General features: G+C 68.3%; 14 protein-coding genes. 4 read left to right on the forward strand and 10 right to left on the reverse strand.

Going from position 1 to position 13,535, the window contains the following annotated elements; all coding sequences use genetic code 11:
• The 3 genes from AB0F17_RS03155 to AB0F17_RS03165 form a co-directional block, all read right to left on the reverse strand.
• Positions 1-987, reverse strand: coding sequence for an NAD(P)-dependent alcohol dehydrogenase (locus AB0F17_RS03155; protein WP_358015316.1), 987 nt, complete (start codon positions 985-987; stop codon positions 1-3).
• Positions 988-1,100: 113 nt separating this feature from the next.
• Positions 1,101-1,802, reverse strand: coding sequence for a TetR/AcrR family transcriptional regulator C-terminal domain-containing protein (locus tag AB0F17_RS03160; protein ID WP_358015319.1), 702 nt, complete (start codon positions 1,800-1,802; stop codon positions 1,101-1,103).
• Positions 1,803-1,866: 64 nt separating this feature from the next.
• Positions 1,867-2,817: a YafY family protein gene (locus AB0F17_RS03165; protein WP_358015322.1), complete on the reverse strand. Its 951-nt coding sequence runs from the start codon at positions 2,815-2,817 to the stop codon at positions 1,867-1,869.
• An 82-nt stretch (positions 2,818-2,899) separates the two neighbouring features.
• On the opposite strand from AB0F17_RS03165, the gene AB0F17_RS03170 reads away from it, so the two are divergent.
• Together AB0F17_RS03170 and AB0F17_RS03175 are read left to right on the forward strand one after the other, a co-directional pair.
• Complete coding sequence (locus AB0F17_RS03170; protein ID WP_358015325.1) at positions 2,900-3,316, forward strand: VOC family protein; 417 nt, start codon at positions 2,900-2,902, stop codon at positions 3,314-3,316.
• A 1-nt stretch (position 3,317) separates the two neighbouring features.
• Positions 3,318-3,914, forward strand: coding sequence for a YdeI/OmpD-associated family protein (locus AB0F17_RS03175; protein ID WP_358015328.1), 597 nt, complete (start codon positions 3,318-3,320; stop codon positions 3,912-3,914).
• Here AB0F17_RS03175 and AB0F17_RS03180 read toward each other — a convergent pair.
• Both AB0F17_RS03180 and AB0F17_RS03185 read right to left on the reverse strand, forming a co-directional pair.
• Positions 3,898-5,019, reverse strand: a complete 1,122-nt coding sequence (locus tag AB0F17_RS03180) for a glycosyl hydrolase 53 family protein (RefSeq protein WP_358015331.1) — start codon at positions 5,017-5,019, stop codon at positions 3,898-3,900. The genes AB0F17_RS03175 and AB0F17_RS03180 overlap by 17 nt on opposite strands.
• Before the next feature lie 286 nt (positions 5,020-5,305).
• On the reverse strand, positions 5,306-6,568 hold the full coding sequence (locus tag AB0F17_RS03185; RefSeq protein WP_358015334.1) for an adenylate/guanylate cyclase domain-containing protein: 1,263 nt from the start codon (positions 6,566-6,568) through the stop codon (positions 5,306-5,308).
• A gap of 86 nt (positions 6,569-6,654) precedes the next feature.
• On the opposite strand from AB0F17_RS03185, the gene AB0F17_RS03190 reads away from it, so the two are divergent.
• The gene (locus AB0F17_RS03190; protein ID WP_358015337.1) at positions 6,655-9,030 is read left to right on the forward strand and encodes a DUF4132 domain-containing protein; all 2,376 of its coding nucleotides are present in this window, start codon (positions 6,655-6,657) and stop codon (positions 9,028-9,030) included.
• 11 nt (positions 9,031-9,041) lie between these two features.
• On the opposite strand, the gene AB0F17_RS03195 is transcribed toward AB0F17_RS03190, so the two are convergent.
• The 4 genes from AB0F17_RS03195 to AB0F17_RS03210 all read right to left on the reverse strand — a co-directional run bounded on the left by AB0F17_RS03195 (position 9,042) and on the right by AB0F17_RS03210 (position 12,330).
• Complete coding sequence (locus AB0F17_RS03195; RefSeq protein WP_358015340.1) at positions 9,042-9,254, reverse strand: hypothetical protein; 213 nt, start codon at positions 9,252-9,254, stop codon at positions 9,042-9,044.
• Positions 9,251-10,807 carry a hypothetical protein gene (locus AB0F17_RS03200; RefSeq protein ID WP_358015343.1) on the reverse strand — a complete coding sequence of 519 codons (1,557 nt, stop codon included), beginning with the start codon at positions 10,805-10,807 and terminating at the stop codon, positions 9,251-9,253. Before AB0F17_RS03200 ends, AB0F17_RS03195 begins: the two co-directional genes overlap by 4 nt.
• A 156-nt stretch (positions 10,808-10,963) precedes the next feature.
• Positions 10,964-11,557, reverse strand: coding sequence for a restriction endonuclease (locus tag AB0F17_RS03205; protein ID WP_358015346.1), 594 nt, complete (start codon positions 11,555-11,557; stop codon positions 10,964-10,966).
• A gap of 206 nt (positions 11,558-11,763) precedes the next feature.
• The gene (locus tag AB0F17_RS03210) at positions 11,764-12,330 is read right to left on the reverse strand and encodes an NADAR family protein (RefSeq protein ID WP_358015349.1); all 567 of its coding nucleotides are present in this window, start codon (positions 12,328-12,330) and stop codon (positions 11,764-11,766) included.
• 130 nt (positions 12,331-12,460) lie between these two features.
• On the opposite strand from AB0F17_RS03210, the gene AB0F17_RS03215 reads away from it, so the two are divergent.
• On the forward strand, positions 12,461-13,111 hold the full coding sequence (locus AB0F17_RS03215) for a hypothetical protein (RefSeq protein WP_358015352.1): 651 nt from the start codon (positions 12,461-12,463) through the stop codon (positions 13,109-13,111).
• A gap of 3 nt (positions 13,112-13,114) precedes the next feature.
• Here the strand turns inward: AB0F17_RS03215 and AB0F17_RS03220 are convergent, their stop codons facing one another.
• Positions 13,115-13,513, reverse strand: coding sequence for a hypothetical protein (locus tag AB0F17_RS03220; protein WP_358015355.1), 399 nt, complete (start codon positions 13,511-13,513; stop codon positions 13,115-13,117).
• Positions 13,514-13,535 lie beyond the last annotated feature (22 nt).

Consider the following 13,535-nt stretch of genomic DNA (forward strand, 5'->3'; position numbering starts at 1 on the left):
TCAGACCGCGATGACGACCTTGCCCGGGACGTGGCCTTCTTCCTGGTACTTGACGGCCGCGGGGATCTCCTCGAACGGGTAACTGCGGTCGATGACCGGAGTGATCTTGCCGTCCTCGATGAACCGGGCCAGCGTCATCAGGTTCTGTCGGTTCTCGGTGCACCTGACCACGTCTGTCATGACCATTCTCTGGGACACGAACGGGGACACCGCCAGCGCCGCGAACACGTGCCCAGCGGGCTGGAGCCATCGGCTGGGCGCCCCGCCGATGGCGACGTAGGTCCCCTTGGGCGTCAGCACCCGCCGGCAGGCCGACCCCGAGCGGCCTCCGGCGATGTCCAGCAGGAGATCGTAACGCCGGCCGTTCCGCGTGAAGTCCTCTTTGGTGTAGTCGATGACCTCGTCCGCGCCGATCGAGCGGACCAGGTCCACGTTCCGGGTACTGCAGACGCCGGTGACCTCCGCGCCGAACGCCTTGGCGAGCTGCACGGCGAACGTCCCCACACCGCCCGAAGCCCCGTTGATCAGGACCTTCTGCCCCGGCTGGACGCGTCCCTGGTCGCGCAGGCCCAGCAGGGCGGTGTTGGCCGCCATCGGCACCGCCGCCGCCTGCTCGAACGTGAGGTTCTTCGGCTTCGGCGCCAGCTCGCCCTCCCGTACGCATACGTACTCGGCGAAGCCGCCCTGGTTGACCTGCGCGAACACCTCATCGCCCGGGCTGAACCCGGTCACGTCCGCGCCGACCGCCTCGACCTGTCCCGCCATGTCGGCGCCCAGGATGCTGATCTTCGGCCCGCGTAGCCCGAGGCTGCCGGGCATGAGGCGCGCGATGTACGGCTCGCCTCTGAGGTGGTGCCAGTCGTAGGGCTGGACGGAGGTGGCGCGCACCCGGACCAGTACCTCGTCGCCGCGGGGCACGGGCTTGTCGATCTCGGTGACGGCCAGGTCATCGGGTGAGCCGTACGAGCGTAAGACGACCGCCTTCATCATGTCTCCTTGGTTTCGTACAACGTAAGTCGTACGTCGTAAGGTACTCTTACGGCGTAAGGCAGTCAAGGAGGGTGGTTCATGAGAGGTACCGGCGATCGGTGTCGCGAAGGTCAGGCGGTCTCGCGCATCCTGTCGAGACCGTCGAGGATCAGATCGAGCCCGAACTCGAACTCGGACTGGTCGTCGCACCAGCCCAACGTGGAGTCGGGGTCGTCGTGGGCGATCTCCCGCAGCATGCCGACGAGGTGGGGCAGGTGCTCGGCCATGCTCTCGAGCATGGCCGTGGATTCCTCGTCAATGGCTCCGTCGCCCGGATCGAACATCTCCTGGGTGAACCCCAGCGCCCGGCTCCCCAGGGCGTGCAGCGCGTGGTGGGCCAGGTCGTAGGAGAAGCCGCCGTCTCGCATGAGCCCGATCAGGGCATCGAAATACTGCACGACGGGTGGACTCACGTCGGCACGGGTCTCGAAGACGCGCGGCGCCCAGGGGTGGCGCAGGAAGACCTCGCGGGCGGCCAGGATCCTCTGACGCATGGCCGTCTTCCAGGCCGCGCCCTTGGAAGGCACATCGATCCGGCCGACGACCTCGTTGATCTCCCCCGCGATCACCTCGACGACGCCGTCCAGCACGTCTTCCTTCTTGGCCACGTGGTAGTAGAGCGACATCGCCTCGGCGCCGACCTCCTCCGCGAGACGGCGCATCGTGAGCGACTCGATGCCGCTTTCGTCGGCGAGCTTGACCGCGGCCCGTAACACCCGATCTCTGCTCAACGGGATGCGGGGCTCGGTCCTTGGTCCGTTCCGGGTGGCCACCTAGATCAACCCTCCTCCGCGGCCCATCGTACAAGGTAAGTTCGCGCCCCGAACTGCTGTCGGATCAGCGCTCGCCGGCGTAGCGGCCGGTCAGCTCGGCGCCGATCCGCGCCAGCTCGGCCTGGACGGATCGCGGCTCGACCACCTCGACCGTCGCACCCCAGCCGGCTAGGTTCCGGGCGATGTCCAGCGGGGTCGGTGCGGCGAGGCGGACCCGGACCCGGCCGTCATCGAGCTCGCCGTCGGTGTGGCAGTGGCGCCCGAAGTGGGTGCGCAGTATCGGCACGAACCGGGCCTCGATGAGCACGGTCGCCCAGGTACGTGACCGCCGCTGCTCCACCTCGCCGACGACCTGCTGCCACGCGGTGTCGAGCGCGAAGTCGTCCGGGCGCTCGGCGGGCTGGCCGGTCGGCTCGGCCTCGATGATCCGGTCGACACGGAAGGTGCGCTGCCCGCGTTCGGTCCCGGCGATCAGGTACCAGATGTCGTCCTTGTCGACCAGGCCCCACGGGTCGATCAGCCGTTCGGTCCGCTCGCGGGCGCTGTTGGCGTAGCTCAGGCGGACTTTCCGCCGGCGGATCACGGCGGCCTGCAGCAGGTCGACCATCTCGGGCCGGCGACGATCACGCTCGCCCCACCGGGTGGGGTCGATCATCGTGGCACTGGCTGCGGCCTCGGCGTCGGCCCGGAAGGTCTGCGGCAGCGCCCGTACGAGCTTGCGCAGCGCCGCCTTGGCCTCGCCCGAGACCGCCGCGGCCGGGCCGACGAGCAGGAACAGCGCCTGCGCCTCGGTCGCCGACAGGCCGCTGAGATCGGTACGGGCGCCGCCGACGAGCGACCAGCCGCCACCGCGTCCGGCCTGCGGGTATACCGGGATGCCCGCCGCGGACAGCGCCTCCAGATCGCGGCGCGCGGTGGCGACGGACACCTCGAGCTCGTCGGCCAGCTCGGCGGCGGTCACCCGGCCACGGCTCTGCATGAGCAGGAGGGTGGCGACGAGTCGATCAGCGCGCATATCCCTCCAAGAAAGTGCTCAATTGGTGAGCACTTTAGCTTGGAAGATAGTCATTGTCACCGACCGAAAGAAGGAACCACCGATGTTGCGAGGACTCACCACCGTCAGCTTCTTCGCCGACGACATCAAGGCCGCCCAGGAGTGGTACACCGAACTGCTCGGCATCGAGCCGTACTTCGTCCGCCCGATCGAGGGGCCGCCCGCGTACCTGGAGTTCCGCATCGGCGACTACCAGCACGAGCTCGGCATCGTCGACAGCCGATTCGCCCCTCACGGCCGTTCGGGCCAGGCCGGCGGCGCGGTGACCTACTGGCACGTGGACGATGTCCAGGCCGCCTTCGAGCGGCTGCTGTCCTTGGGCGCCACAGAACACGACAAGCCGGTCGAGCGCGGCCCCGGATTCGTCACCGCGTCCGTGGTCGATCCCTTCGGGAACATCCTCGGCGTGATGTACAACCAGCACTACCTGGACGTTCTCGGATCGCGGACGGGGGCGTGACGTGACCACCTTTTACCCGAGCTCCACCGCCGCGTGGCGGGCCTGGCTGGCCGGGAATTGCCAGTCCGAGAAGGAGATATGGCTGGTCATCTATCACAAGGACAGCGGCATGCCGAGCATGCGGTACCACGAGGCGATCGAACACGCGCTCTGCTACGGCTGGATCGACAGCCAGGCCCGCAAAGGCGACGCGAACAGCTCCCTCCTCCGCTTCACCCCCCGCAACCCGCGCAGCACGTGGAGCCGGGTGAACCGGCAGCGCGCCGCGAAGATGACCGAGCTGGGCCTGATGACCGAGCCCGGTCAAACCCTGATCGACCTGGCCAGAGCCAAGGGGACCTGGCAGGTCCTGCCCGACACGGACGCCCTGCCCGATGATCTGCAGGAGTCACTTGACCGCGACGAGGCCGCCCGCCGGAACTTCCAGAATTTCCCGCCCTCCTCGAAACGGCTGATCCTGGAGTGGGTGGCGAAGGCGAAACGGCCGGACACCCGGCAGCGCCGGATCAGCCAGACGGTCAGCCTCGCGGCGGTGAACATCCGCGCCCATCACCCCGGCATCCGGGCGCGTTCCGCGCTCGCTACGGGGTCCACCTGATGCTCGGGTTGATGGAGCCGGTCCAGTTGAAGGTGGCCATGTTGTCCCACTGATCGCCGGTGCCGTTGATGTTGGCCGGGTCCCAGCCGTTGCCGGAGATGGCGTACCAGGTCGGTTCCCAGTAGAAGACGCCGATCGCGCCCGCGCTGCGGGCGGTGTTCTGGACCGCGGTGAACTCGCTCGCCTGCCCCGCCCAGGTGGCCGGATAGCCGGAGCACGGCGCCGAGCCGTTGATCGCATTCCCCTCGCTGTCGGCGTTGGCCGCGGTGAACGGGTAGGCGGTCTCCGCCACGATGACCGGCTTGCCGTACCGGGATCTCGCGTCGGTGATCACGGTGGACAGGGTGGACAGCGAGCCGTGCCACATGCAGTAGTACGACAGGGCGGTGATGTCCCACGGCACGCCCTTGGCCTTGATGCCGTCGTAGAACCAGCGCGCGTTCGCCAGGCTGTCGGCGTCCGCGGTGTGGATGATCACCTGGGTGCCGCTGTTGCAGGCCTTGGTCGCGTTGTAGCCGGCCTTCAGCAGCAGGCTCAGGTTGGTGAAATCGTTGTTGATGACCTTGCCGTCGTTCCAGAGCATCCCGACGTTGATCTCGTTGCCGATCTGCACGCTGTCCGGCGTGGTGCCCTGCGCCTTCAGGCTGTTGCAGATGTCGTAGGTGTAGTTGTAGACGTCGGTCTGGAGCTGGCTGATGCCGTGACTGGCCCACGCCGCCGGCTTGAACTGCTTGCCCGGGTCGGCCCAGGTGTCCGAATAGTGGAAGTCGATCATCAGGCCGAGCCCCCTGGCCTTGACCGTCTTGGCGTAGGCCAGGACCTTCGCCTTGTTGTTGTAGCCGCTTGCCGGGTTGTTCCAGATGCGCAGGCGGACGTAGTTGACTCCGACGCCGGCGAGGATGTCCAGCGGGTCGGCTGCCGTACCGGCGGCGTTGTAGTACTTGGCCCCCAGGTCCAGGCTCCGCTGGACCGACGAGATGTCGGCGCCGCGCATGGTCAGCGTGGCGGCCGAGGCGGGCGTGGGGTTCACCAGGACGACCGCGAGCAGCGTCGCCAGTGCCACCAGCAGCGCGCCCCCGATCCTCCGAACGCGGTACGCGGTCATGGGCTCTCCTTTGGGTGGAGGTGGTCTTGGCATGGTGCCGCCAGGCCCGCGACTACTGTGAACGTTCACGGACTTACTACCAGCTACAGACCTGGACAATTCGCTCTTTGGCCCCGATTTAGCCTCCTTATCTGCTGTGAACGTTCACAGACGCTCTTGAGGTTGAGGATAAAGAAGGACTCCGCACTCGGGAAGAGCGAGTTTCGACTTCGTTTTCCAGAGATGGCCACGGGATTTCCGCGCATGGCCGGCCGTCTCGTTCAGCCGATCATGATCCGGCCGTTTCTCAGCCCTCGAAGTAGGCCATCTGCACCCCGGAGACGGTGCGCCGGACGGCGGCGAACCCGTCCAGATGGACGTGCTCGCGCAGAGCCTCACTCAGATAGACGCGACCGGGCGCGCCGAGATCCTGCGCCATCTTGGAGGCGAGATTCACCGGCGCACCGGCGATGTCCCAGCCGCCACCAGGCGTCTCTCCGGCCAGCACCGGCCCGTCGGCCACCCCGATCCGGCAACTGATCTCGTGCTCGGCCAGTCCGGCGCGCAGGCTCTGCGCGAACCGTACGGCCGGCCCCGGACGCTCGAACAAGTAGATGGCCAGCGGACCGGCGATCTTGATCTCCACGGCGCCCCGCGCGGGCATGAGCCGGAGCCCCGTCTCCTTCATCACGGCCGACAGGGCCAGCCCGCGCAGCAACCCGAGCTCGGGCGTCTCGGCCGGGGCGACGCTCCGCTCGACCAGGACCACGGTCCGGTGCTGAAGGTGCTCGGCGGTGAGCCGTTCGGCCAGCTCGACGTCTTCGGGGCTGTGCTCCAGCCGCAGCAGGTCGGCGTAGAAGGCCGCGGAGTAGGGGATGGGGTAGCGCTGATCCTCGACCGGTCGCACATCATCCAGGCGAGGACCGTCGAGCACCTGGTACACGGCGCCGACCGGACTCTCGGGGCCGTCCTTGCGCCGTATGACGAAGGAATGGTCACGGGGCAGCCGGTCGACGACTGCCGCCGTAACCGCGATCTCCCCGCCTTCGGTGTGGTTCTCCGCGATGTCCTCGATCGCGTCCGCCTCCGCGCCGTACAGCCCACCGGCCAGGTCGTAGAAGCTTCCGTGATGCACGCCGATGCCGACCCGGGCCTGGCAACAGCGTTCGATCTCGTCCTGAACCTTCAGCAGGGCCGACAGCAGCACCCGCGCGTCCGTCGTGTCTGTCGCGTCCGGGTGGAACATCTGGGCGTTGTCGGCCGCCCACACGCCCACCGCCTCGCCGCCGATCGCCCTGGTGTAGGCGTACAGGATCCGCTTGGGCCGGTCGATGACCGCCAGCACCTCCAGCAGGCCCAGCCGCTGACTGAGCTTCGTCAGCCCGGCCGAGTCGGACACCACGTTGTATCCGCGAGTCACATGGCGGCTCAGGAGACGCCGCGCGTCCGTGGAGCTCTGACCGGTGCTCCGCCACCGCTCGATCACCGCCAGCGGCAGGCCGGTGGCAGCGCCTTGTGCGGTGTCGAAGCGGCCTGGGATGTACGCGCCCGTGGGGGGTTCGGAAGCCACCCGACCAGCGTATATCACTCAGTGAAATCGCATACATGCATTCTGTGACCGGCCTTTCTGTCGGAGGGTCTCGGCAAGATCCAGACATGCGCGAATTCACCGTGGATGAGACGGTCACGGCCGCCTTCGCCTCCGCGAGCTGGGTCATGGAGACGATCGACCGGGAACGTGAATCCCACTCCTCGCTCAAGCAGGATGACCGAGACGAGCAGCGGGCCATGAAGCTACGGCGCGAGGCCGAGCAGGTCCGGCGGGAACTGGTGCGGCGGCTGCGCCGCGTGGAGGGCGCCGAGCGCCGGGCCGTCGCGATCTGCCTGGCGCGACCCGAACTGGACGACTACTCCCGGGAACTGGAGCTGGCCCTGTCCGGCTCCAGCGGCTGGACCGCCACCGACGTGGCCGCGCTGCTCTCGGTCGTGCACCGCCGGGAGCCCTACGCCTGGGACTCCACCTGGGTGTTCCAGGTCGTGGACCTGGCACTGGAATTCGACATCACCGAGCGGCATCCCCTGCGGGAACCGCTCACCCGGCTGATCGAAGGCATGGCCGACAGCTCCCTGCCCGCTGACGACCGACGACGCCTGCAGCGCCGGATCGCGCTGGCCCTGCGCGACGATCCGGCGGCACTGCCGCTGTCTGCGCTGGTACGCGCCGACGCCTGGGCCTCGTCCGTGCGCGACTACCTCGGTGACACGCCCGCGCCCCACCTGGTCGAGCTGGTCGATCATCTGTGCGAGCTGCGGACGCCGCGGCCCGGTCAGAAGTGGCGCGCCCGGTGCCTGACCCTGCTGGAGCCCGCCGGTGCGCGTGAGCTCGTGCGGTTCGCGCTGGCGGCGTTCGTCTGCGAGCCGTCCTTCGACCGGTATCGGCGCGTGGTGTCCGATTCGAACACGGAGGTGGCCCGCGGGGCCATCTGGGCGGCGACGCTGGCCCGCGTAGACGGTCTGGTGGCCGGTTTGACCTGGTTGGCCGGCCAGTTGGGTGGTGACCGCACCGGATTCGTGCAGGACCTGGCGGTCGCGGGTGCCGCGATCAACGCGCTCGGCGAGTGCGAAGACCCACAGCCGCTCTGGCGGCTGCGGACCTCGCTCAAGAACCGGGCGCTGCGCAAGCAGGTCGACGCCGCGCTCGCCACGGCCGCCGAACACGTCGGGACGACACCGGCCCAACTGCTGGAGCGGGGCGTGCCGACACACGGACTCGCCGCCGACGGGACCCGGTCGTGGCGCCTGGGCGACCACACCGCGGTGCTGACCGTCCAGGACGCAGTCACCGTGCGGCTCAGCTTCACCGCCCCCGATGACACCTCGATCCGTGCTCTGCCCCCGGCGGTCGGCGAAACCCATGCCGAGGAGCTCAAGGCCATCAGGTCCGTACAGAAAGAGGTCCGCCAGACGCTGGCCGCCGAGCGCGCCCGCTTGGAGGACCTGTTCACCGTCGAACGGACCTGGTCCCATGAGGACTGGGTCCGTCACTACCTGGACCATCCGATCACCGCGGTGGTGGCGCGCGGGCTGATCTGGGAGGCGGGTGGGAAGACCTTCCTTCCCGGCGACGCCCCGCCCGGGGCCGAGGTCCGGCTGTGGCATCCCGCGCGTGCCCCGCTGGAAGAAGTGGCGGCCTGGCGGGAGACGATGATCAGGCGACGGCTGCGCCAGCCGTACAAGCAGGCTTTTCGGGAGGTCTACCTGCTCACCCCCGCCGAGGAGACCACCGGGGTCTACTCCAACCGGTTCGCCGCCCACATAGTCGACCACCCGCGGTTGTACGCGCTGCTCAAGAAGCGCGGCTGGCAGACCACCTGGCTGCGGGCCTCCGGCGGCGGCAACGATGCCGTGGCCAAGAAGGAACTGGCCGAGGGCGCCTGGCGGGCCCGCTTCCGGTACCAGACCGCCGCCATGGCCGACCACGCGGTGACTCTGGCCGCCACCGACCAGGTCCGCTTCGACCGGCGCCACGGGCGTGCCTGGCGGGAGACGCCACTGGCGCAGGTGCCGCCGCTGGTGTTCAGCGAGGCGATGCGGGACGTGGACCTGTTCGTCGCGGTCACCTCGATCGCCGCCGACCCGGACTGGATCGACCGGGGCGAGGAGCGTTTCGGCAGCTATTGGCGTGAAGTCTCCGTCAGTGCGCTGTCTCCGTCGGCCGAGGTCCGCCGCGACGCGCTGGCCCGGATCCTCCCCCGTACGGCGATCGCCGACCGCTGCACGCTCACCGACCGCTACCTGGTCGTCCGCGGCGACCTGCGCACCTACAGGATTCACCTGGGCAGCGGCAACATCCTCATGAGCCCCGGCGACGTCTACCTCTGCATCGTCACCGCTCGCAAGCGCGACGCCGGACTGTTCCTGCCCTTCGAGGAGGACGGCCAGCTGGCTCTCATCCTCAGCAAAGCGTTGCTCCTCGCCCGCGACAACAAGATCACCGATGAGACCATCCTCCGGCAGATCCACCGGCGGTGATGATCATGGGTTCACGAGGTCTCGAACGTCGAACGGAGCGCTCGGGACAGGCGCTCCAGCCATGCGTCCGCCTCCCCTTCGACGTCAGGGTATTCCGCCTTGAAGTCAGCCCAGTCGTTCATCTCCCACGATCGCACCGTCTCGGCGTCGAACGTGACCGTGTCCCGTACGCCCAGAGCCTCGACCAGCACGTACCGAAGCAGGTCGCGTGGGAGCGTAATCATCGGCTGGACCGGACCAGCCAGCGGAGCACACGCGTGGTCTCCCGCCCTACGGCATACTCCGCCGCAGCAAGCAGATCCGCCAGCTCACCACGGAGTTCGGCCGGGCACCCTTGGTAGATGTACGCCGAGTCGCGCCCGCACAAGGCGGCCAGGTCGGCGCGGGCGCGGCTGCTCAACAGCGCATCCGGATCGTCGCTCAGCAGGAGATCGGCCTTGATCCGGGTCCAGGCATCACGGTCGGCGAGCAACAGGCGGGCGGCCTCCCGTACATGACGAGGCCGGTCGGCATCCCCGAGCAGTGCCCACAGCCGCTCGACCGGCGCCTTCGAACCAGACGCCCGCAGGAGGCCGACCACGTTGCGGACCACCACCGGCGCCGGGTCCTCCAGCAGCGCGACGACGTCGGCCTTCGCTTCCAGGCGGCGCAGCGTCCGTACCGCCTCCGCCCGGACGCGTGACCTCGGGTCACGCAGATATGGAAGAACCAGGGCGGCGTCGGCGCTGGTGGCGCAGTCGCCGAGTCCGGCGAGCAGCCCGCGCCGCCGTCCCCGGCCGGCGGGGAACTGGAGGCGTTGCCGGTAGAGCTCGGCCGGGTCACCGCCCGCGCGCCGGACCGCCCACTGCGCGGTCAGCCGGACCATGGAGGCGTCGTCGTCCAGGAAGCGCGGGCCGTGCCGCGGATGGCCGAGGCGTACCAAGGTCGTCAACGCCGTTACCCGGACCCGCGACGACGTGCCGGCCAGGAGCTCCTCCATGAGTTCGGGCTGGTCGCCGGCGATCGCCCGGGCGGCGAGGGCTTCAGCGCAGCGCGTACGGGAAATGATGTCGGATTCGTGGAGCGACGCGGCGGCAAGCTGCCGCGGGTCCATCCGGCCGGCCTCCAGCGAGACGTCGAAGACGAATCGCCGCCCGCGCAGGTCCGCGCACCCGCGGACGATGCCCAGTGTGCTGTCGTCGGCGCGGCGGAGAGCATCGCGGACCGTCTCGACGGTCCGGTGCCCGCGGCTGCGGTCGCCGAGACGCGCCACCACCGGCATGACAGCCAGCAGCGCCGCTGCGTCCGCGTCCGTGAGCACGTCGCCAAGGACACGCAGCGCCCGATCCTGTACGGTTTGCGCCCAGTCAGTGGTCCGGATGGCCAGCACTGGAAAAAGGCGTACATCGGTGCGCATGGCCGGATGTCCGATGGCTCGGTGTCGCTCGCGGCCGTTCCGCCCGCACGCGGCCAACACGACGGCGAGAGGGTTGCTCGTCTCGTGTACAGCGGGCGGCAGCGTGATGCGCGGGTCGCGGTAGCCATATCGCCCGGGTCTCAGTACGGCGTCGAGCTCGATCCAGATCTTCGGCCCCGCCGCGGCCAGGACCTCCAGGGCCGAGTCCGCGAGGTCGGCGTCTGAGACGACGGTGAACAGGGCGCCGGCGAGATCGCCGAAAGCGTCGCGGCGCCCGTCAACCGCCTCGGCTGTCAGCCGATGAATCGAGTCCACGATTGGCTCATCGGGCATGCCGTTACGTCCGATGAACTGCCGGAAGCGATACATGATGCCCGTCATCCGGATATCATGCCATTCCCCAAATTCCCTTTCGACGCAATATCTGCGCTGTTCGACTTCGATATCACGCGCACCGATCCGGCCGAATCCGTAACCAGCGGAATTGGCCATTGAGGGGCGTGTCCTTCCGACGGGCCCGTACGAACTGGCGCGGGGTCAGCCTGCGGGCTCGTCTCCTTCGATCAGGATGCCGGCCGGCCGTACGGGCAGGAGTGAGACCGTGCCCAGCAGCCAGTCCGCCAGCCGATCGCGTTCGACCAGGATCAACGGCTCCCGGGCGCCGAGCGCTTCCAGCCGGGCCTGCCGGGTCAGCCGCCCCGAGGTGACCAGGACTCCGGTGTGCCCGGCGAAGGTGTTGGCGAGCGCTCCCAGGAAGTTGCGGACCTCGGGCGCACCCACGGTCTTGCTGTAGCGCTTGCACTGGATGGCGTACTTCCCGCGTCCCGAAGCGATGGCGGTGATGTCCACCCCGCCGTCGCCGCTGCGGCCTCGTTCCCGGACCTGGCGAAAGCCGTCGGCGATCATCCGCTCGGCGACCAGGTGTTCGAACTGCGTTCCGGACATCCGGTCGACCTTCTCCAACTCGACGTTGGCCGCCAGGAACTGCCGTCTCCGTGCCTCGATGACCCGGTATCGGAGGAAGAACACGCCGCCGAGCACCACCAGGGCCAGGCAGGCGATCGCCGCCGCCCACCCCGGGTAGTCGCGGACGAACTGCACCACAACCGCCCCCGCGATGGCCACACCCACGGCTCCCAGGACCCATTTGTCCGGTATTCTCCGTGGCCTTTTTCGTGGTTTTCTCCTACCGGTTCCCCGCCTGGATCCCCTCGCCATGGGTTCCTCCTGAATGGGTGACGTAATGGCGAGTGTGAGCCAACGGTCCGACAAATTGAAGCGCTGCGCTTCCGGGCCGTGCGACGTCGCTCGAACAGCGCACTCCTAGGTGCCGGAACTCACCCGCCCGCCTCCAGCGCGTCGCGGGCGGCCATCAGGGCGAAGCCCAGCAGGTTCAGGCCCCGCCAGGTTGCCGGGGAGGCGGCGCGCTCGTCGTGGGCGGTCAGGCCGATGCCCCAGACGCGGTCCACCGGGCTGGCCTCGACCAGGACCCGGTTGCGGGTGGCCAGCAGGAACTCCCGCAGTTCGGGGTGCTGCCCGAACTTGGCGGAGTTGCCGCGGACCACGATGTCGAACCGGCGAGCATCCCATACCGCTTCGTCGAAGCCGCCCACGGTCCGGCCGAGCGCCTTGGCCTCCCCCGGGTGACCCGCGGCGAGGATCTGGGCGGCGGTGGCGTGGTCGTCGAACAGCCAGGCCTTGTGCGCCATCATGTAGTGCTCGGCCGAGGCGAAGATGTGCCCGGCCTCGGTGAAGGAGACCGGCCACCACTGCGACAGGCACCCGGGACCGACGCTCCCATCACGGGTGGGCCGGTGTCCCCAGAAGGACAGGTAGCGCAGGATCTGACCCGCCTGCTCGGCGGCGATCGCCTCGTCCACGGTGTACGGGAGTTGCTTGACCACGCCGACACCGTCCCACAGACACCCTGACCTCGGCCAACCGGTTTCGGCTGGATCGGCGACCACACCTGATCGATGATGGTTGAACACCACCGATACGCCTCCGTTCGATGCCTGAAGAAGGGGGAACGGCATGGCTGCCACGGACCCCGACAGCGACCAGGACGACTCGCGACCGGCACGCCAAAGGACGGCGAGCGTGGCCTTCCGCCGCGCCAGTGCGGTCTGCGCGGTGGTGCTGGTGATCGCGTATCTCGCCTATCTGGTATTGATTCCCTTCGGGCTGGTGGACGGTGATAACCGGCTCGAGCTTCCAGAGATCGCACTGGCCATCGCGTTGCTCGTCGGTGCGAGTTTCTCGGCTTCCTCCTACTCCATCACCGACTTCACGATCGGACCGGGCGGATTCAGCGCAAGACTCGCCCAATATGAGAAGCGCCAGAACTCACTCGAAGCCGACGTGAACGCGTTACGGATCGCGCTGACCGGCTTGGTGACCAAATACGAGTGGGATCATCTGCGGCGGCTGACGGAACAGCCGATGGTGATGGTCAAGTTCCGCGAGGACCGGAAACTCCAACTGGAACTCGAGCGGCTCGACGCGATGGGCTTCATCAGCCCCAGGGACGAGCTACGCGGCCTCAACGCCATAGTGGACGACCACGCGGGTGATCCCGAAGAATTCGACCTGAAGAACTACGTTGAGATCACCGATGACGGCGCGGACTATCTGGAACTGCGCAAGCGCCTGAAGGTCGGCGAAAGCGGCTCCACCGCCAATTGACGCTCAGCCGGCCGGGGGCGGATCGACTTGGCCGCCGACGCCGGAACGTCCTGCGGGAACGCCGACGACGTACACGGTCACATGCTGTCGGACGGACTCGCCGAAGACCTCGGCCACGGCATCGGTGATGGACGTGATCAGCCGCGCGGGGGCGTTGTCGACGCCCGGAAGGTTCAACGCCACTTCACGTAGGTTCAGCGAGACGATCGGGGCGTTCACCGTGGCGGGTACGCCGCCGATGCCCCAGCGGTGGCGCGGGATGCCGAACAGCTCGACGACCGCCATGGAGCGTGCTCTCTCCCCGAACACCTTGACCAGCGCGTCGGTCAGGGCACCGACGAGTTTCGGCTCGACTTTTCCGTCAAGCTCTTCTTCGTGGATCCGTACCTCGAAGTGCGGCATCACAGCTCCGTTCGCTACGATG

It is taken from the genome of Nonomuraea sp. NPDC026600, from assembly GCF_040638335.1.
In the GTDB taxonomy this organism is placed as follows: domain Bacteria; phylum Actinomycetota; class Actinomycetes; order Streptosporangiales; family Streptosporangiaceae; genus Nonomuraea.